The organism is Undibacterium sp. GrIS 1.8 (assembly GCF_040544445.1).
Classification (GTDB): Bacteria; Pseudomonadota; Gammaproteobacteria; order Burkholderiales; family Burkholderiaceae_D; genus Undibacterium.
This window is the reverse complement of the sequence record NZ_JBEONQ010000062.1, coordinates 1-19,644: the sequence shown is the minus strand read 5'-3', so window position 1 is coordinate 19,644 and position 19,644 is coordinate 1. Positions and strand designations below refer to the sequence as shown.

Sequence of the window (19,644 nt, the reverse complement as noted above, 5' to 3'; positions counted from 1 at the left end):
TTGACGTGCGGGAAGGGCAAAGTATTGGTCGAGGCAAAAAAACGCCTCATTTATCAATTCTGTGGAACTTTAGCTCCGTTTGTGCAAAAACACCCAAGCTTCGCTTTCTCTGTTCCAAAATTGCGACTGAAAATTTCAAATTCGCTGACTACAGCAACAATTTGCGCCGAGAGGGGAATTTCTTGTCCAAAGTACCCGCGTGGTGCGCCAGATCCATCCCAATGTTCGAATACGCAAGTTAAGGCCTTGATAACCTCTTGGTTTAGTTGCATCAGTTGCGCTATCAAGCTCGATACTTCGCAATGAATGGCGGCGATGCGAGCAACTTGGTCATGCACAAATTCTGGGGCTACCAGTATTGAAATGCGCTCGAACTGCATCGCCAACATTGCTGCGCGACCTTCAACGTCATCACTAATAACACTGGAAACCTCCATCGCATTGGCAGTGCAGCCGGACCAACGCAGTAACGCAACCTGTTCAATGAATTCTTGATGCACCTCATCGAGACCGAGGTGCTGAGCGAGCTTCGAACTCAACATAGCAACGCGTGTCGAATGGTCCGTCGGTTGTCCCATACTGAGGTCGCCCATAAATGCAAGTGCATGTAAGGCATCCAATAGGTCTATTGAATTATCCTTAAGGGGCGGCAAAATGAATGGTGTCATATTTGCCATCCTAACATTTTCGAGACGCAAACTACATCGGATGTTTGACCGATATACGCCAATCAGGTGAAGTCATATTATTAATCAATCTTAACCCCTGAGGAGATCAAGTTGAATCCAATTGCGCACGCTTTGGCTATGGCCGTAGCCTTCATCACAACATCAGTCTACGCAGAGACTAAATCTACGTTGCCGTACCCTCAACCCGATGTAGTACTTGGTGAGCAACTTCTTCCAAATGAGGAAGCGCTCGTCCGTGAAACTGCCAACATCATTGAAAAGATGGTACGAAAAGAGGCGAATGGAAGCAAAGCGCATCGAGACGCACATCCAAAGGCGCATGGCTGCGTGAAGGCCGAATTTCAAATTGAAAACGATATCCCAAATCGATTGGCTAAAGGCGTATTTTTACCCGGAAAACAATATGCCGCCTGGATACGCTTTTCTAATGGTAATCCTGATGCAAGTAAGCCTGACATTGAGGGTAATGAGCGAGGAATGTCTATAAAACTACTTGGGGTGCAAGGCGACAAGATATTGGAAAATGAACGTCATGCTTCTACTCAAGACTTCATCATGATGAGCCATCCAGTGTTCTTTATGGCAGACGCCTCGAATGCGGTTTCCTTTTATGAAAAATTGGAGGGAGGTCCTCTGAGCAAGCTAGGGATTCCTCTTGCATTGGGCTGGAATGGCACAATGGTATTGCTGAAAATAAACGATTTAAAAATTGCTAACCCACTTCAGACTCGTTATTGGTCTCCCGCACCAATTCAGTTGGGCCAAGGAGATGGTCGGCAAGCGATAAAATTCTCTGCGAGAGCTTGTAAATCAGGTGGAGATACAATCCCAGATAAGCCAAGTCCTAATTTCCTACGTGAAGCAATGATCAACTCTCTAAACAAGGAGGACGCTTGTATGGAATTCTTGATCCAGTCCAAAATTTCAGATAAAAAAAAGGTAGAAGACGCGCGTTCAGAATGGCTCGAATCTGATGCGCCGTTCGTAAAGGTTGCCACTATCCGAATTCCGAAACAGAAGTTCGACACTCCTGAGCAGAATGCCTTTTGTGAAAATTTATCATTCACACCATGGCATGCTATTCCTGAGCATAAGCCCTTAGGCTCCTTAAATCGTTTGCGTAAAGTGGTCTATGACCAAATCAGCGTAACCCGGCACAATATGAATGGAATTGAACGACAAGAACCAGGAACGATATCCAATTTGACGACTTATTTTGATTGAGAAAGATTGGTTCCTGCTCATTTACAAGGCAAGATGCGGGAATCAATAAATATAAAACTGCGTAATTTTTAATTAGTATAGTAAGCTTTTCTTGAATAGAATCGCTAATATCCGACCTAGTAAAAAGCCGCTTTATCGACGACCGTTTCATTTCTAGCCTGCCATTATTACTGGATTCGTTCAGCCAACTAACGATCAAAGATAAAACGCTGATTGAGAAATCTCTTTCCGAAATACTGCTATTAGATCGATCTACTAATAACTAATACGAACTGAACCTCCCCCATTTGCAATGCGACGTAGTTACTTATCTTTGCGAATTTATTCTTGACTTGATAACCACGTGAACAACTTATTTTTAATGAAAATCAAAGAAAACATCTCAGTCCCGTTGTTCAGATTTTCAGGACTTCTTTTCAAAGTAATTGGCTAGTCACAATTTTTTTATATCTTAGCAAATGAGTTTTTAAAGTTGGCTAGTTTAAGCACTTGTTTACACGACTAAAATTGATTGAGGAAAAATGATGGGCAATGACGTTGAAAATCGTAAATTCGAACGGTCTCAATTTTTTCTAGTACAACAGGACAACGATTTTTTACCCATCTGGGTCTTCAAGCCGGAAGACACCCCAAGCGGTGTTCTTGGGGTATTAGTTGATGTCAGTAAAGGTGGCCTTCAAATTCTTATGCAAAAAAATATCTTGACTGAGGGCCAGCAATTTGAGTTGTCGTTAATTAATCAAATAGGTGGTGATGAGACGAGACTGCGTCCGGCCATTATTGACTTGGTTTGGAGTAAGGATGTAGGCAGCACATATACCAAAGGTGGATTTACATTTAATTCGTATTCCGATCACGAAATTGGCATATTGATTGCTGAAACATTCGACAATGAAAATAAGTTCATGCGATGCATTTTACGAGAATCTAACAAATTGAATTAATTCAAAAGATTCTAGAACCAGATACTCTAAAGAATCACTGAACTTCCTCAATAAGCAAATGAGATACTCACGTTTCGGATTCGATTAGGACCATACGCTAGTCAGTTCATTCAACTGTTACTTAAATTTTTGCTTAAAATAAAGTCATTCTGTATAAATGCCGATGCTGTAAGGCGTTTAAGTGCGATCTAGATCAATTGGGAGTAAGTTATCCACAATTTCTGTGGGTAACCTTAAGCTGTGGTTTGAGATTCAGTATTAGCAAACTCAACTTCAATCTCCGTTATTTGTGATAGCCTACGATCCCTTAGTGTAACAATTGTTACGAATCGAGATGACACCAACGATGATTGCACCTATTTCTAAATGGGTCAAAGAGCTTGCATTTCTTCGAAATAGTTACGCATTTATCGTTGCTTGGCCTCTTATTTGTGTCGCTTTAATTTCTGCTGTTTGGTGGAGCTATGGCGCTAGCATTGAGCAGGATAAAAAACTTCTTCATGCAAATGCATTGAAAGATGCAGCGTCGCTCTCGCGTGCCTATGCCCAATACCTTAACCGCACCATCGAGCAACTTGATCAAATCAGTATGCATGTCAAATACGATTGGGAGCACTCTAGTCGGTCATTGCGTCTAGGTGAATTAAGATCGCAAGGTTTATTTACCGCATCCCAATTTGCGCTTGTAGCAATTCTAGATAAGAGAGCCAATCCAGTCACATCCACAGCTCCAATGGAAGCATGGCAAGACTCCACGTTGAAAGGTCTCTTCTTTTATCACCAGTTCAATAACTCTAGTGCAATGCAAATCGGTTTGCCAGTAGTCGTTAACAGTTCAGGTAAGCCGGTAGTGCAATTTACGCGCCGACTAGAGAACGCAGATGAAGAGTTTGACGGTATCGTCGTGATCTCAGTTGATCCTTCGTACTTTTCCTCTTTCTACGACGAGCAAAGTATCGGCAAAAATGGGCTATTGGCAGTTTTGAGTAACGAAGGCGTAATTGGAACATCAAGAGTCGGCAACACTGTTTCTCATATCAGTACAGATGTATTTGCAAAAGAATTGTCAATTAAAACACCCCTAGGAACAGATTACTTTCCAGGTCAATCGATCTTTGTTGATCAAAAATCCCGGTTTTTAGGTTGGCAAAGTCTGGCAGCTTACAAAGTGACTGCGGTAGTCGGATTGTCAGAGCAAGAACTCCTGAGCACTCGTGAGGACTCTTGGAAACATACTAAAAATTCAACCATCATCGCTACAATCTTTCTCATTTTGTTTGGAGTTATTGCGACCTGGATGTCGACTCGTCTGGCTTGGAGAAAATATCAAGCAAAAGAAGTCAGAGATACCTATCGGCTGGCAACAGAGGGAACGAATGAGGGCTTTTATATGATGAACGCTCTCCACGATATCCACGGCAATATTATTGACTTCCAGGTAATCGACTGCAATGCACAAGGTGCGCTGTTCTTCGGGCTCAACAGAGAAGAATTAGTTGGGATGAATATGTCCTCACTTCAAGAAGATCGCTACTTCAAAACGATGATAGTGACCTATTCGAAAGCGATGGAAATTGGATTTTATGAAGACGAATATGAAATGTCTGATGCAAGTCCTATGAACATTGTCTGGGCAAAACGACGTCTTGTCCGGTCGGGTAGTAGTCTGGCAGTCACCATTCAAGATATCAGCGCAAAAAAAAATGCCGAGAAAGAGCTCCACCGGCTAGCTAATCGGGATGGCTTAACCGGCCTATACAATCGACATTGGCTTATAAGCTACCTACCTAAGGCGATTTCAAGAGCAAAAGCAAGCGATCAAATGATCGCGTTGCTGTTTATTGATTTGGATGGCTTTAAAAATGTAAACGATACACAAGGCCACGTGGCTGGCGATCACTTGTTGAAGTCGGTAGCGTCCCGACTTCAATCGGTACTGCGTCCATCGGACAATGTGGTGAGGTTGGGAGGAGATGAGTTCTTGGTGGCGCTTGAGCCAGTCGAACGAGAAACCAAGCCCGCAAGAGTTGCCGAACGAATCGCAGAAGCATTTAAACAGCCATTTTGGTGGGAGGGATTAAAACATGAAATCGGTGCCTCAATCGGAATTAGTCTTTATCCTCGTGACGGGGAAGATACTGAAACTCTTCTAAAAAATGCAGACATCGCAATGTACTCTGTTAAAGCGGCTGGTAAGGGGCACTACGACTTCTTTAAACCTGAAATTTATACAAAATTAAAAACCCGTTTTGAAATGGAGCAGGCCTTATCTCATGCAATAGAGACTGATCAGTTTGTACTACATTATCAGCCTCGAGTGAATGCCACCACTGGCGAAATGACTAGCATGGAGGCACTGCTTAGATGGATACATCCGGACAAAGGAATGATCCCTCCAGTTGAATTTATTCCGATTGCTGAGTCGACTGGAATGATCTTGCGCTTGGGTGATATGGTGATAGAAAAAGCGTGCGCTCAAATAGCGGATTGGAAAGAGGCTAAATTACCATTAGTTCCTGTGTCAATTAACGTATCGGCAAAGCAGTTTAATACCGGCGATCTTGCTCAGAAACTCGCTGCTTGTTTACAAAAATACGATATTGCAGCCGACCTATTAGAGGTCGAAATTACCGAGTCTGCAATGATGGGCGAAGATAATACAATCATTGCTGAGTTGAGCACGATCAGATTAATTGGTATCAAATTGCTTGTTGATGATTTTGGTACGGGTTATTCGTCGCTGTCTCAGCTACAGCGACTCGATATGGATATTCTGAAGATTGATCGTGTTTTTACCAATGAATTAACCAGTTCTAAAGAGGGTGAAATATTCTTTAAGGCAATCGTATCTATGGCTCATGCATTAAATATGACTGTTGTCGCAGAGGGAGTAGAAACTAAGGAACAACTGATCGTACTTCGGCGTTTGTGTTGCGATGAAATTCAAGGCTATTTTATTTCGCGTCCGTTACCTGCCGAACAAATTCCTCCGCTGCTAAATCAATCGTTTTTACTGCCTGAACCTCAATAACAATCCCAATTTAACTTGGCTAATTTAATGATTGATGTAATTTGTTGGATCAACATCTAGATATTTGAATGATGGGGAATTAATGAAAAAAAGCCATGACCGTTTCGGTATTCCTGAAGAAAATTTTCGCGCTGCGGAAAGGTCTGCGAAGAAGCAAAAAGGATATTTATTACACGTTTATGTACCAACTAGAAAAGAAGTAGCAACGCTTAAGATAGAAAAATTGTCGACAATGTTAGTTGGATGGATGTGCAAAAGCCCAACTGAAATTATTCCGAGTCGCACTCAAATAACGGAAGTACGAAATATTCTATTGAATAGGGAGGACGCCTCTGAGCTTGGCAGTTTAATCACTATGTGTAACTACTATATTCATAATGACTAATCAACTTAACGACTAAGTTTAGGTGCGTCGGGTCAATAGCTTAGACTTTTGCTGACATGAGAAACATATCCAACGGCGTGAATTTGACTTAGTAACGATATTACCCAATTGAACATCGACGTAACCCTGATGACTCGAGCAATATTTTTTACCTGTAATGGAGACTTCTGCCTTTGAAGCAATTTCAACAGTTTTAGACATTCCGTATTATTCTAATTTCGCTTACAGTGAATTCGCTAAGGTGATCCTTAGTGAACCCTCATTAATTTAATGATTTAGGTTATTTCGTTATACGATCGATTGTAGGATATTTTATCGAGGGCTTCTAATCGTCGCGGTTACCATTCTCTAAATTGCAACATTCATACAAATAAGAGAAAGATTGAAATGACTACCACAGCTTCATCTCGACTTTATACTTTTCAAGCAGGACATGCTGTTGAACGGCGGGTTAAAGACTTAGGGGGCGCCTCAGAAAACGGAAAACAAAGCCCGATAAGCTCGAACCTTATGACATCAATGTTTTCACCCATTCAAGCTCGACCTGTAGCTGATTGATAGTTAATTGGACGATGCTTGCGCCTTTTAGAGCTCTTGGGGCAGAGAGGGTTGTAATAAACTCTAAACTCCGTTTCTCTTTCGCAATCTCTTCAACCAAAAAACTCAATCGGGCTCTCAGAATTTCCTGTTGCGCCTCTGGAGAAGCGTGAACTGATAGGCCAAACCATGTTGTGAACGGTTGTGCCACACGACTACTTGCCCAAGTCGTAGCTGCAAGACCAGCCGATAGTGCAGCGAGCCCATCGGCCGTAGGTCGGTATATTGTCCTGTCACGGGCCGCACCGTCTTCAGTGTTCCCGCCTAGCAATTTCATTGCATCGAGTTTTTTTAACGCGTAATACAACTGAGCTTTTGAGATGCTTGCCCAATCGGCTACCTCTTGCCGTTGATACTCGGCCAATAAGTCATATCCATGCATTGGGCGCTCAGCCAGTAGGCTCAGCACCACCAAATCTGCAGTTGTTAGTCCTTGGTTGCTGCCAGTTCTTCGCCCACGTGGATTAGTACTTTCGACCACAGTTCACCTCTTTCACTCTACTCTGGCGGCTCAGCGGCTCACATCAGAAAAAAATCTTGCGCATAGTCTGATTTAGACTATGCTATTAGTTTGATTAAGACCAAGAGGTGATTATGAAGTCAATACAACCAACAAAGCAAGTAGATTACGGTCAAGATGCACCTGGTGTTCGTCTTGGAATGTTTGCCATTGGATTCGTCGGATTTTTGCTTTTGATCGCGGAATTCATCGCATCTAGACAATCGCAGCAATTTTCAGGTGCAGCAGGTATCGCAATGCTAATTGCTGGCACGTTGCTCTCGTTATATGGGATAGGCATGGGTACTTATATGACTTGGAGCAGCCGAGTCGGCAAGCTTCTATCCCGTGATCGACTTATAAGCCAAATAGATGAGAAGCGCCCGTGGTGCGGAGATGAAATGGTACTTGACGTGGGCTGCGGCCGTGGATTAATGCTGATTGGAGCGGCGCATAAACTTAGTAATGGCACCGCAATCGGCATCGATCTGTGGCGTGAAGAAGACCAAGCGGACAATTCTCCAGAGGCAACTTTGCACAATGCTCGTAGAGAGGGTGTAGTAGATCGTGTACGCATCGAGACCGGTGATGCACGTAAATTACCATTTGAAAATGCTTCCATGGATGTCGTTTTGACTCATTGGGTCGTCCACAACCTTGAAGATTCCGCAGACAGAAAACTTATTATTACTGAAATGTGGCGAGTCCTTCGGCCAGGCGGAGTTTTAGCGATTGCAGATATTGGATATGTTGCCGATTACGCCGAGCAACTAAAAGCATTTGGCGCCAATTCTGTCGAATTCTATGATGGTGGAATTGAGGCGAAAATTATGGGTACTTTAAGCGGTGGCACCTACAGGCCTCAAACCCTAGTTTGTTCGCGCCCAATGACGTCAAAATAACCTATAGCTCAACTGGACATCAGTTTCAATACATCCAACGGAGGCGGCAGATCCATTTAAAAAGTATTGCAACAGCCGCTCCAGATACTTCCGCAAACGAACATCGCTCGTCAGGCCCAAAGCCATTTTCAAAGCCGCTGTTGCCTGGTCTTTTTGTCCCAGCATTCTTAGACAATGGGCGTATGCGACCCACCAAGGTTGAAAGCCGTTGCTGTGGCTTTGTTCAATCGCGCGTAGTTGTGCCAGGCCTGCCGCAGCGTCGCCGGCTTCTGCGAACGCGACAGCCCCTGCAACGCGTGAGCCAGTGGTCGGGTAGTACCGGTTGATTTGGGCGTAAAGCTGCGCAATCCCTGTCCAGGGTGTTTCGCCGGTGAACAGCCGATGGCAATGAGCAGACTGGATGGCGGCTTCGAGTTGGAAAGGCCCCGGCTGACGTTGGCCGGCTGCCATCCACAACAATTGATCGGCGCGCAGGATGGCCGCTTTGTCCCAGCGTTGCATGTCTTGCCCAGGCAAGGGAATAAAATCACCCTGTGGACTCAATTGCGCAGCACGGCGGGCCTGGCGGAACAGCATCAGCGCCAATAAACCCTGCGCTTCAGCGACCTCCGGCATCAGCGTACAGACTAGGCTGCACAAAAAAATCGCCTCCTGCTGCAAATCTGTGATGCGGCTCTCTGCACCCGCGATCGCTTCCACGCTAAGCCCGAATGCGCCATAGATCGCCTCAAGTACGTCGTGCAAGCGCGCAGGAAGATCGCTAGCGTCCGGCTCTTCAAAGCACAATCCCGTGTCTTTGATCTTCTGTTTGGCGCGCACCAACCTTTGTGCCAGCCTTGCTGGTGACATCAGCATTGCAGATGCGATCTCGTTGGCCTGCAAACCGAGCACGATCTGCAGCATCAGTGGCGTACGGATTTTTTCATCAATGGCAGGGTGAGCGCAAACGAACATCAGATTTAACCGTGCGTCGGGAATGATAGCCATGGACGCTCCTTTATCCTGCCCGTATTGTTGCTCGAGCAAAACGGTAACGGCAGGGTCTGAGCATACTTTGTTATGACGGGCAAGCTGCAATAGCTGACGTTTGGCGACAGACAATAGCCACGCATCTGGTGAGCTCGGAATACCATCAATCGGCCAGCGTTCCAACGCCTTGAGCAACGCATCCGCAAGCGCATCCTCGGCGGCGGCAATGTCGCGCCACTGCCAGGCGAGCCACGACACCAGCCGCCCGAAGGAAGCACGAGCTGCTTGTTGCGCAGCAGCGTAGGCGGGGTTTGGCGTCGTCATGTCTGGCATCATGTCTAATATTTTGTATCTGTTATGGTGAAATAGTCGGGATGACGTAGTTCAAACACTACTTGATCAGGGCAGACACAGCAAAACGCCCACACGGGACGCCAAAACCTTTCGCCGTATCCGCCATAACTAAACCGCCTTCAACGCAACATCTTTTACGGCATCTCTGGCGGTGGCATTACAGGTCGCACTTCGGTATGGCCAGCACTCGCGTTCGGGCTACGCGCCGCCCATTCGAGCGCGTCGTCGAGGCTCGCGACATTGATAATAAAGTAGCCACCCAAATGCTCTTTGGCATCTGGATAAGGGCCATCGTGAATCTGGCGTTTGCCGTCGACGATTTGCACTCGGGTTGCGGTGTGCGGAGCTTGTAAGCCGTTGCCACTAACGACGACCCCAGCTTGATACATTGCGCCGACATATGCGTTCCATGCGCCCCAGTACGCGCCTGATTGTTCTGGGTCAGTTTTTTTGGCGACTTCGGCGGTAGTTTCGTTAAATGCGAGCATAAATTCCATGGTGTTCTCCAATGATGTGAAGGTGATTTCGAATTGATAGCGTAGATGGTGCAATACTATCCGATTGCTGATCTGTCTTGCACGACCGACTGTTAGAAGAGAAAGAATGTTTTCTCACTATGCAGATGCTTGAGTTGTGCCTCAATCGACAAGTCGCAAAAAATATTGTTGATGTAAATGAACCCCGTTCGTAGAACGTGGGTTTGCTTTTCAAAATAGATTCGCGCGGCGTGATGTTGCGCCAGAACCTCATTGCTCTGGGCAACTACCCAGCGTCACAACGGCCTATCAATCCCGTTTCGCGAGATGGGGCGGATGGGGCGCACACCGTTCATTCTTGACTGTATCCAGAACGTCGATCTGTGCCGCACGCGTGCATGCGGGTCTGAACAAAGGAGAGGCGCGCAAGGTGTGATCAGCGACCGGACATTCGAGCTACAGCGTTACCGCGCCAGCGGCCTGAACCTAGTGACTGCCGCATCGTTCTGTGGAATACGGTGTGCTTGGAGCGGACGATACCGGCTTCGCGAGAGTCTGGCAAGCTGCCCGACTCCGGTATGCTGCAATTGCTGTCCCCGTTCGGCTGGAGCACATCAACCTGACCGGAGACTATGTGTGGAGTCAGAACCGGAAGATCGATGAGGGAGAATTTCGGGCGCTACGAACACCCGAAAAACCTTAGCGTGCTATTTTTTCCGTTTTTCCTGTGCTCCCCATAATGCTTAATCTAACTTTCATTTCTACACCTGAAAATCTAAATACTGTATATACAATCAGTATATGTAGTATTTGTGCAAAAAACGATATGTCAAAAAGAATTCTTCTGAGTGAATATAAAAGATTGCATATAATGAAATATTACAAGTAGAGATGTTAAGCAGATCTTTCATCCTAGTTTTATTATCAACAATTTTGTGAGGTGTTATTTGAACAAAAGAATATTGAATTTCAGCCTGTGTATTTTCTCATTTGCACTGCCCCCATTAGCGAGCGGTGTTGAGTTGAACGCTACTGAGGTAGGTACCATCGTTAAAGATGGCATCGTTCAAATTGGTTCACATCAATATCCAATTCCCGCAGGAGACTGGGTTCTCGTTGCAAAGCATAAAAGTGCTGTCAGGTTTACCCATTCTTTCCAGCCAGGCGCAGATATATTGACCGCATATTTAATCAATACGAATGACAAACAATTCCGGGCGAGCGTGAAAATTGAAGCGACGGTCTCGTCAACATCTACTCATAGTTGGACTCCTGAGCCATGTAAGCGAGATGATCTTATTTTTAAAGATACGTTAAAAAGTAGTTACGACTACCCAGAATGTCTTCTAATAAATCACAATACGAATGCTTTTGCATCAAGTAACACATGGTTGAACGCAGTGCCGTTATGGTTAGAAAATAACCAGATTAAGACTCCTGTTACCACCTTGCTCGCGCAATATGACAAATATCAGTATGGCGAATTTGTAAAGGTTCGGTTCTGGATCAATCCAGAACTTGCAGGACAAACGGCGTCAAAGAGTGCTAGTTGGATTAAAAGCGATTGGCATAAAGACCGCCTAGAAAAAGATACTAACAAGCAGTTGTATATGGAGAAATTTATTGCGTGGTCAAAACAGCTCCCGTCAATTTATAAAAAGTCTTTGACCAGTGACGAGCGACCTTTGGTTGTTCCTGACTTTCCTGATTTGGCAAATTGAGTAGTTTGAATATTCATTTTTCCTGAGTATAAAATTAAAACTTAGTCTATCGAATAATGCTTAACCTCTACCCGCGTGGGAGTTTCGTAATATGAAGAGAACTAGGTTAGTCGGTTGAATCACGACTCTTTTTTGTATTGCCGATACCGGAGGAAAATTGGATCAAAAATGAAAAAACTACCCTGAATTTTTTAATTCGAAGCACTACAGCTATCCAATTAAAAGCTAAGCAAATTCAAGATTTGCAGATTACTCCTGAATTGAGTCGCTCCTTTAACGGGATAGTAGAATTTAATTAAGCTCAGAGCGGTTTAGACATGATGGGTTTGATATTTGTAAAGAAAATGCTAGTGAGTTTCGAAGAATGCTAGGCGGGTTTGAACGCCTATAAGAATTACATGGAAGATTTCGATTCTATGTAAAAGAATCATTTAAAGAAGCGCCTGTAGAATTCCTCCGCTTTATTTTTAATGCTGTTGGCTATATCGCATTGCAGATATCAAACAAAATATTTCAGATGGCCGACATCACGAAAAATCCGATTGCGGATTACGTGGTTTTTGAAGTACCAAACGCACGCTTAAAAAACTAGAAAATCAGTAGTAAGTCCAATTGATCTCCCACTAGCTTGGAAACTTTAATCTAGTCAACAAATAATTTCATTTGATGGAGCAGTACATGATCTATTCTGAAAACGCCCAAGATTTTATTGAAGATTTGAAAGAAGAAAATTTATCTTCCAAAGATTTTAAATCGAAGATTCAGGATGAGATTGATGAGCTAAAACAAAAACTGAAAGAACTAACAGCTCATATGGAGGCTTCAGGGGAATCCGATGCACCCACTAAAAGTGACTTAGATAAGGTTAATGATTTAGAAGCCGCTATCGAACTCTTAGAAGATCAATTGGCACTTTAAATGTAATAGCAGTAATCCGATCTGACATAGCACGTTAGATAATGACCGCTTTAAATTGTCACAAAGCGGACATTGGTCATCAATTGGAGTTTTGGGGGCAAAATAACCTTGGGCAACACAGAAGGGCATTACTCAAGTTGAGAAGTAGTCCTTGGTAGAGTTGCCAGATACATGATCGAAAAGGTTTTGGGGGGGACAAATGAAATCAACAATTATAGCTCTGCTCTTGGCCTTGCCAGTTTGTTCAAATCTTTATGCAGGCCAACTCAAATATGAGCTTGTCGTTGATGATCCTGCAAACCTCCTTGGAGATAAGCGTGACAAGGTATTGGAAAATTTCAATGCTGCAGTAGATGACTGGGGGAATTGGATTGAAAGTGCATCTATACTTAGAATTCAAATAAACGTTAGAACGAATACCGATGGTACAGGAAGGTTTTCTGGAAGATCTTATTCGAATATTAGTCATCATAATCAAGGTGCTATTAAGGTTTCTGAAGAGTCCGCAATCTACAAGCTACGTACAGGAAAATCCCTATCAGCAACTGATCCCGACATTGTGGTTGAAATCCGACCCGACATGATTGGTAGAGAATATTGGATTGACCCAAATTCTAAAACAAGGACGGATACCGTTCCTGAGGGAATGATTGACTTGGTAACGGTTTTCGCACACGAGCTTGGTCATGGTTTTGGCTTCAATGGATGGTCAGATCGTTCTTCGGGCACATGGAAGAATTTGAATTTTGTCTCGTTGTACGATGAGCTGATTGTGAAGAGATCTGTAGACGGCCTACCGGAGTTTATAGGTAAGAATACGTCTCGGGTCTATGGGCGCGCCCTTCCGATTTTTTTCGTTCATGATACTTATACACAGCAAACTGTTCACAGAGATCGTACGTATTTTTGCTCGATCTCTGAATCCCAAAATATCACCCATTACGGCCGATTTAACCCGCTTGCTGACGAAAATGATTTAAGCTTTTTTGGACTGATGTCAGGAGCTTGGGTCAATAAGCACAAGGGCGAAGGCTTGAGAATCAAGGTTGGTCGATTAGATGCAGCTATTTTGGCGGATCTTGGCGTCCCAGTTGATATGAAAAAACTGTTTTAAAGTAGCTGACCGAAATTCTGGTGTTCGACGGCAAAGTTAGTGTTCAAACTTTTGTCCTGTGATTAATTTGAAGGAGTTGTTGGTTAAAAAGCGGCACATGCTCACCATAGGCACTTAGCTAACAAATTGGAAGAATTGAGAAGACATATGATTTTTAAAAAAATTATTACCTCAGTATCGGTCTCATCTTTGATGTTATTAGGCTCTGCCAATGCGAAGTCTGAATTGAGCGATCAGCGGTTGACATTTAAGGGACTAGGCATAATTCATATTGGCATGACGGAAACCGAATTGATGGATGGAGGCTTCGAATTGAAGGAGCAACTAGGCGATTATAGTGAGTGCTTTGAACAGCCACTAAAATCAAATGAAAACGTCTTGATCATGTTTGAACGAAAAAGAATCAGCAGGATTGAAATATTGTCCCCAAAGATAAAAACAAACAAAGGTATTGAGGTTGGTCACACTGAGTCACAGGTAAAAGATATTTACGGTTCACAGGTACAAATCGAACCACATAAATACGACGATAACGGTCATTATATGATTGTGAAATCCAAAAATGAGAAAAGCGCAATAGTAATGGAAACTGATGGACGACGAATCACTATTATTCGAACCGGACGCTTACCATCGGTTCAATATATAGAAGGATGTCTTTGAACAATGGAACAAAAGTCTATCTTGAGGCTGCGGAGCTTGTGTAAGACTGAATGACTCTTGGCGGCACAAAGTGGTCGGTCGTCCCTTATGCGAGGCATCAACAACTACCGTATTTAAGGCAGAGCCAAGGCAAAAATAAATCCCTAGGCTCCTCGTCCGAATCTGTATTTGTGTGAATTGAAGATTTTGACCGTCATTTAATTGGAGCAAACGATTATGTTTGATAGTACTACGCAAAAAATCGTTAACGAAGTAAATGCAAAGTTAGTGCTAATCGATTCAATCAATCGTACTCAGTTGTCGATTGCCATTCCCACTTGGCCCGAGCGCCTTTCATTTATACTACTTCCTATGATGGGTGGTTTTTTTTATTCTCAGAAAAATTCCGTTGCATAGGAAGTATTACTATCGGTTCTATTGTTCACAGCACTGTTTTCTTTGCATTGGTATGTGACCGCAAAATTACGGGAAAAAGTTGAGACATTGAGTAAGATAGTTTCTAGTTTGGATAAATAATGCTCCCGGCTGGGAGTCGCGCAAATTGAAGCGGCCGACATCTTGGCAACCATCTCTAATGGTAATTAAGTAGAAGTGAACTAATAATTTGTGGGACAGTTTACGGCGCATAGCAGCCAAAGCGTCACGCTCCCAGAATAATGTGATTCATAAATTACCGGTGTCGTCTTGACTTTTAATCTGTGGCAATTGCAACTAGATCGACTTCATTTAGCCACACCAACTCGGCTTCGATTCGGATCAACGCATGCCTAACAGCCAGGCGGCGCATCGAGACCGGGTCGCTGGCAGAACCCGAGCTCGAACCTTTTAATGCGTGATTCAAAATGGCGCTGTACTGCGAATGGGTTTTGATCACGCTCTGGCGATATACGTCGACTAATTCCTTTAATCGACCGGGTGGTAAATGTGCTCCAAAAAATACTTGTACAAGTAACGGATGTCGCAGTAGCGGTTCGCCTATGCTGGGGCTTGCCAACCAATCACTAAACGCTTCGCGACCTTCTTTCGTCGCAGTATATATTTTTTTGTCTGGCACGCCCTGTTGCGGCACCTCCTGTCCCTCTACATAACTAAGTCGCTCCAATTTCGGAAGTTCACCATAGATGTGGGCCTTCGTCAATGGCCAGAATTGACCAACGCTGCGCTGCGCGATTGCACTTAAGTCGTAACCGGATTTGGGTGAATCCAGTAACAAGCCTAAGATCACCCATCCGCCTGGAGAGGGTTGTTTATCACTTGTATTTTTCATAGTCTACTTTATACTAGTCATGTCTAAACTAATGGTAGCGAGGAATTGATATGGAAGCAACCCCGGAAAGCTTACCAGATGGATGGCGCTACAAACTGCTAACAGGACTTGTTGTACCGCGTCCCATTGCATTTGTATCGTCACTTTCATCGTCTGGTATCGCCAACATAGCCCCATTTTCTTATTTCAGTATCGCCTGTCATAATCCCATGGCCATATCTTTCACAATTACAGGACTGAAACCCGATCGCAGTCAAAAAGATACGCTCCGCAATATTCAATCTATACCCAACGGTGGTAGCGGCGAATTTGTTGTCAATATAGCGGTGGAATCCTGTGCGGAAGCCATGGCTCGATGCTCCACACCAGTGCCATCTGATGTATCGGAATTCGATATATCGGGCCTGACAATGTCACCTAGTAGTGTAATCAGTCCGCCCCGCATTGCTGAAGCGCCAGCCTGTTTTGAATGTCGCACGCACGCGATCGTTCCCATCGGGCAATATGCAAATCTAGTCGTTGGGGAAGTTGTTTATATCCATGTCCGCGACGACTTGATAGATGGCGATGGCCAAATTAATTTCGATAGTCTAGGTGCTATTGGCCGTCTTGCGGGCACACAATACTGTCGAATTACCGACCGATTTGAATTACCCGATGAGGGTTTCTTTCCTTCCCAATCCGACAAACCAATTGGAAGCTATTTATGAACATACTAACCGATGCAGCAGCAATCAGCGTGATCGAAATCATCCGGCAGGTAGCTTTAGGAGACGGTATTGCAGTAACGATAGCCATCTGTGACGGAGGAGGTCACTTGCTGGCGCTCTCACGTATGGATGGGGCGTTACTTGCGTCCATTGACGTAGCTCAGGTAAAGGCAAAGACTGCGGTCTTCTTTGGCACGGAAACCCGCAACCTACCATTTGACAAACCGTTCACGCCAGCTTTGTTAGGAGCAGCTTCTTACCCAATCGCGTTTCTTCCAGGTGGAATTCCGATTCGTGTTGAGGGTAAAATTATTGGAGCGATCGGAGTCGGTGGCAGTACCGCTGAACTAGATCATGCATATGCTGAGATAGGAGCCCGCGAATGGGGAGCGTCCAAATAAATATTTATTCCAATAGTTTATCTTTCGACCCAGCTAAATATATCGCAGTGAACTCGCATCCATTTTTACTTACTCAAAACAGCAATTATAGGTATGACGGATAGTTGCTTTCACAAGAAGTCTTACCTTTTCTTCAAGGATTTCGTTAGCGGCAGGTGTCTGCTAAATGGAAGAAAATCTTTCAGCACTGGGCACAACTGAGACATTCACGACCTGACACACCCTGTCAAATCGAATTGTAACTTGTACAATTAATAAAACTCTTTTACAAACGACATTTTTCATTGGGGTGTCCATTGCAAAGGCTTACCATTTGAATCAGTGACCGTCATCATTTCCTTAAAAACACGTGCTTGAATATTGTCTGGTAAGCGCACCATGTCAACTGAGTTAACTAGATGGTCTCCACTCATAAAGCTCCACGTGAAAAACTTCAAGGTAGCGATCGTCTTTAAGGAGTCTTTAGCAGACTGTGGGATCATTACAAACGTCCCCATTGTGATAGGCCAACTGATAATCCCTGGCCTATCCGTCAGCATCTCTTCAAAACTACCCTTTGTTTTCCAGGCGCTATTGTTTAGAGCACTGGCAAATGCTTCTGCGGAAGGGGCGACAAATTTATTCTCTCGGTTTTTCAATACTACCGAATCGAGATCGTCCTGAAGTACATAGTTGTAGTCAATATAGCTAATAGCGTAGGGTGTTTTCTTGAGTGCGGCAGATATCCCGCTACTGCCTTTGACCTGAGTAAGCTCAGCGTGCCACTTGATTGTAAAATTTCGACCGTATGTACTTTGCCATGACTTACTTAGCTTAGCGAGGTAGTCGGTAAAGTTATAGGTCGTGCCTGATCCGTCTTGACGTACGATGACCTCAATCGTCTTTTTAGGAAGTCTTAAGTCTGGATTTAGGGCAGTTATTGCAGGATCATTCCATTGAGTGATGGTACGACTAAAGATGCCTGCTAGCAATTCGCCCGTGAGTTTTAATTGTCCTGTTTTAATTCCCGGCAAGTTGACAACTGGCACCACGCCGGATATCGCAGATGGAAACTGAATTAACCCTTCTCGTTTTAAATCAGCTACCGTCATCGCTACGTCGCTAGCACCAAAATCTACGGTACGCGCCTTAATTTGCTTTATTCCAGCCGATGATCCAACGGGCTGATATGCAAATATCAAGTCGCTTTTCTTACTGTAGGCCACTGCCCATTTGTTGTAAAGGGGCGCTGCGGCTGAAGAACCTGCACCGCCTATACTCGCAGCCGTCACATTCGCAACATGAAAACAGAGACATAAAAAAAGTGTGAGTAGTTTTGACATTTTAAAAACTAAATAAGAGAAAGTGAAAACCAGTAACTCGATTAACGAAACTTAAGTCGATTCAAGCTCGTTAAAACATGTTTTGCTGCTTTCTAATTTTTCAGACAATAGTAAATTTGAATTCATCAATAGAAATCATGTTTATTGAATTTGCTTAAATTTTTTCTGTTGAGAAAATTGTTGTGAGGGACTTTTTCTCAACTTGCTATTGAAAATATTGGTTGAGTTTGTAATTGCTGAATTTGTCTCGGCAATCTTAAATACAGCTACTGCTTGTGAAAGTTTTAGCGCTTGGTCGTGCATGCTTTCGGCAGCGGCAGCAGCTTGCTCAACTAATGCCGCATTTTGCTGCGTAATTTCATCCATTTGCCCAAGCGCATCATTAACTTGCTCTATACCTGAGCGCTGTTCTTTACTCGCACTTGTTATCTCTTGCATTGTTTCCGTTACCGAGCGAATCGAATCGACGATTTGATTCATCGTGGCTCCAGCCATTTGTACCTGCTCGCTACCGGCAGAAACTTGTGTTACAGAAGTGGTGATCAATGCCTTAATTTCTTTGGCAGCACTAGCTGAGCGTTGTGCGAGGTTGCGCACCTCGGCTGCGACTACGGCAAAACCTCTACCCTGCTCACCAGCACGAGCGGCTTCAACAGCGGCGTTCAAAGCAAGAATATTAGTTTGAAAGGCAATACCGTCAATAACACCAATGATGTCGCTAATTTTTTTAGATGATTGTTGGATTGCATTCATCGTATCTATGACACGATTCACTGCAATCCCACCTTCGCTCGCAATAGCCGCCGCAGACAAAGCGTTTACGCTTGCATGCTCTGCACCAGCCGCATTTTGCTTCACTGCGCTGGTTAATTCTTCCATGGACGCAGAAGTCTCTTCCAGAGAGCTAGCTTGTTGTTCTGTGCGTGAAGATAAATCAGCATTGCCATGGGCAATCTCTCTTGATGCGGTCGCAATTGTTTCGGTTCCTTGGCGAATATTAGTTACCAAGTTTGCTAAGCCCAGACTCATCGCATCAAATGCATTGAGTAGCTGTGCTATTTCATCTTTACCATGAGAGGCGATTTGTGTGCTTAGATCACCAGCAGTAACTCTTCGAACTGCCTCACTCAATTCTCTTACTTCGCTAGAAAATGAAACATAAAAGGCCGTTAACAAATAAGCTGCGACTAAAAAAATCACCGAAATCACAAACACTAATATGTTCCGATGCAGTACATCTCTCTCAAGTCGTTTGTCTAAAGTTGAGCTGAGTAAAATTCCTGCGGTACTCGCATACGCATACCAACCATCAGTGCTCGTCATTCCTGCATTTAAAAACTCAGTACCAGATGTTTGATTTAAAGTGAGACCTTTGCATGACAGCCTTAATCAGAGCCGTTTCAGCAAAGGTTGAATTTTTAAAAAATAAAATGATGCTTTTTTAGTGATTTTGTCTTC

Annotated in this window: 19 protein-coding genes and 1 pseudogene; 13 read left to right on the top strand and 7 right to left on the bottom strand. The window is 44.0% G+C overall.

Annotated elements, in window-relative coordinates:
- Positions 1-53: 53 nt before the first annotated feature.
- The gene (locus AAKU64_RS20055) at positions 54-668 is read right to left on the bottom strand and encodes an HD domain-containing phosphohydrolase (RefSeq protein ID WP_354362809.1); all 615 of its coding nucleotides are present in this window, start codon (positions 666-668) and stop codon (positions 54-56) included.
- A gap of 111 nt (positions 669-779) precedes the next feature.
- On the opposite strand from AAKU64_RS20055, the gene AAKU64_RS20050 reads away from it, so the two are divergent.
- The 4 genes from AAKU64_RS20050 to AAKU64_RS20035 all read left to right on the top strand — a co-directional run bounded on the left by AAKU64_RS20050 (position 780) and on the right by AAKU64_RS20035 (position 6,273).
- Entirely contained in the window at positions 780-1,913 is a 1,134-nt protein-coding gene (locus AAKU64_RS20050; protein WP_354362807.1) for a catalase family protein, read from the top strand.
- Positions 1,914-2,437: 524 nt separating this feature from the next.
- Entirely contained in the window at positions 2,438-2,857 is a 420-nt protein-coding gene (locus tag AAKU64_RS20045; RefSeq protein WP_354362806.1) for a PilZ domain-containing protein, read from the top strand.
- 334 nt (positions 2,858-3,191) lie between these two features.
- On the top strand, positions 3,192-5,888 hold the full coding sequence (locus tag AAKU64_RS20040; RefSeq protein ID WP_354362805.1) for a bifunctional diguanylate cyclase/phosphodiesterase: 2,697 nt from the start codon (positions 3,192-3,194) through the stop codon (positions 5,886-5,888).
- An 82-nt stretch (positions 5,889-5,970) separates the two neighbouring features.
- Positions 5,971-6,273, top strand: a complete 303-nt coding sequence (locus tag AAKU64_RS20035) for a hypothetical protein (protein ID WP_354362804.1) — start codon at positions 5,971-5,973, stop codon at positions 6,271-6,273.
- Between the two features lie 508 nt (positions 6,274-6,781).
- On the opposite strand, the gene AAKU64_RS20030 is transcribed toward AAKU64_RS20035, so the two are convergent.
- Positions 6,782-7,351 carry a PadR family transcriptional regulator gene (locus AAKU64_RS20030; RefSeq protein ID WP_354362803.1) on the bottom strand — a complete coding sequence of 190 codons (570 nt, stop codon included), beginning with the start codon at positions 7,349-7,351 and terminating at the stop codon, positions 6,782-6,784.
- Positions 7,352-7,464: 113 nt separating this feature from the next.
- On the opposite strand from AAKU64_RS20030, the gene AAKU64_RS20025 reads away from it, so the two are divergent.
- A complete protein-coding gene (locus AAKU64_RS20025; protein WP_354362801.1) occupies positions 7,465-8,271 on the top strand; it encodes a class I SAM-dependent methyltransferase in 807 nt (268 codons plus the stop codon).
- Here the strand turns inward: AAKU64_RS20025 and AAKU64_RS20020 are convergent.
- Complete coding sequence (locus tag AAKU64_RS20020; RefSeq protein WP_354362800.1) at positions 8,263-9,258, bottom strand: RNA polymerase sigma factor; 996 nt, start codon at positions 9,256-9,258, stop codon at positions 8,263-8,265. The two genes, AAKU64_RS20025 and AAKU64_RS20020, sit on opposite strands and share 9 nt — an antisense overlap.
- A 100-nt stretch (positions 9,259-9,358) precedes the next feature.
- Here AAKU64_RS20020 and AAKU64_RS20015 point away from each other — a divergent pair, with 100 nt between their 5' ends.
- Positions 9,359-9,544, top strand: a complete 186-nt coding sequence (locus tag AAKU64_RS20015) for a hypothetical protein (RefSeq protein ID WP_354362799.1) — start codon at positions 9,359-9,361, stop codon at positions 9,542-9,544.
- A gap of 184 nt (positions 9,545-9,728) precedes the next feature.
- Here the strand turns inward: AAKU64_RS20015 and AAKU64_RS20010 are convergent, their stop codons facing one another.
- The gene (locus AAKU64_RS20010; protein WP_354362798.1) at positions 9,729-10,091 is read right to left on the bottom strand and encodes a YciI family protein; all 363 of its coding nucleotides are present in this window, start codon (positions 10,089-10,091) and stop codon (positions 9,729-9,731) included.
- Positions 10,092-10,321: 230 nt separating this feature from the next.
- On the opposite strand from AAKU64_RS20010, the pseudogene AAKU64_RS20005 reads away from it, so the two are divergent.
- The 5 genes and pseudogenes from AAKU64_RS20005 to AAKU64_RS19985 all read left to right on the top strand — a co-directional run.
- A pseudogene (locus AAKU64_RS20005) lies at positions 10,322-10,773 on the top strand (Tn3 family transposase); the annotation flags it as partial.
- A 259-nt stretch (positions 10,774-11,032) separates the two neighbouring features.
- Positions 11,033-11,791 carry a hypothetical protein gene (locus AAKU64_RS20000; RefSeq protein ID WP_354362796.1) on the top strand — a complete coding sequence of 253 codons (759 nt, stop codon included), beginning with the start codon at positions 11,033-11,035 and terminating at the stop codon, positions 11,789-11,791.
- 678 nt (positions 11,792-12,469) lie between these two features.
- Entirely contained in the window at positions 12,470-12,709 is a 240-nt protein-coding gene (locus tag AAKU64_RS19995) for a hypothetical protein (RefSeq protein WP_354362794.1), read from the top strand.
- A gap of 199 nt (positions 12,710-12,908) precedes the next feature.
- A complete protein-coding gene (locus AAKU64_RS19990; RefSeq protein ID WP_354362792.1) occupies positions 12,909-13,823 on the top strand; it encodes a hypothetical protein in 915 nt (304 codons plus the stop codon).
- Positions 13,824-13,970: 147 nt separating this feature from the next.
- Positions 13,971-14,486: a hypothetical protein gene (locus tag AAKU64_RS19985; protein WP_354362791.1), complete on the top strand. Its 516-nt coding sequence runs from the start codon at positions 13,971-13,973 to the stop codon at positions 14,484-14,486.
- Between the two features lie 691 nt (positions 14,487-15,177).
- Here AAKU64_RS19985 and AAKU64_RS19980 read toward each other — a convergent pair.
- Entirely contained in the window at positions 15,178-15,753 is a 576-nt protein-coding gene (locus AAKU64_RS19980; RefSeq protein WP_354362790.1) for a PadR family transcriptional regulator, read from the bottom strand.
- A 50-nt stretch (positions 15,754-15,803) separates the two neighbouring features.
- Here AAKU64_RS19980 and AAKU64_RS19975 point away from each other — a divergent pair, with 50 nt between their 5' ends.
- Together AAKU64_RS19975 and AAKU64_RS19970 are read left to right on the top strand one after the other, a co-directional pair.
- On the top strand, positions 15,804-16,463 hold the full coding sequence (locus tag AAKU64_RS19975; RefSeq protein ID WP_354362789.1) for a flavin reductase family protein: 660 nt from the start codon (positions 15,804-15,806) through the stop codon (positions 16,461-16,463).
- Positions 16,460-16,864 (top strand): GlcG/HbpS family heme-binding protein, encoded by a 405-nt coding sequence (locus AAKU64_RS19970; protein ID WP_354362788.1) that lies wholly within the window; start codon positions 16,460-16,462, stop codon positions 16,862-16,864. Before AAKU64_RS19975 ends, AAKU64_RS19970 begins: the two co-directional genes overlap by 4 nt.
- A gap of 281 nt (positions 16,865-17,145) precedes the next feature.
- Here AAKU64_RS19970 and pstS read toward each other — a convergent pair whose 3' ends face one another.
- Positions 17,146-18,186, bottom strand: coding sequence for a phosphate ABC transporter substrate-binding protein PstS (gene pstS / locus AAKU64_RS19965; RefSeq protein WP_354362787.1), 1,041 nt, complete (start codon positions 18,184-18,186; stop codon positions 17,146-17,148).
- Positions 18,187-18,327: 141 nt separating this feature from the next.
- Positions 18,328-19,509, bottom strand: coding sequence for a methyl-accepting chemotaxis protein (locus tag AAKU64_RS19960; RefSeq protein ID WP_503012719.1), 1,182 nt, complete (start codon positions 19,507-19,509; stop codon positions 18,328-18,330).
- Between the last annotated feature and the right edge of the window lie 135 nt (positions 19,510-19,644).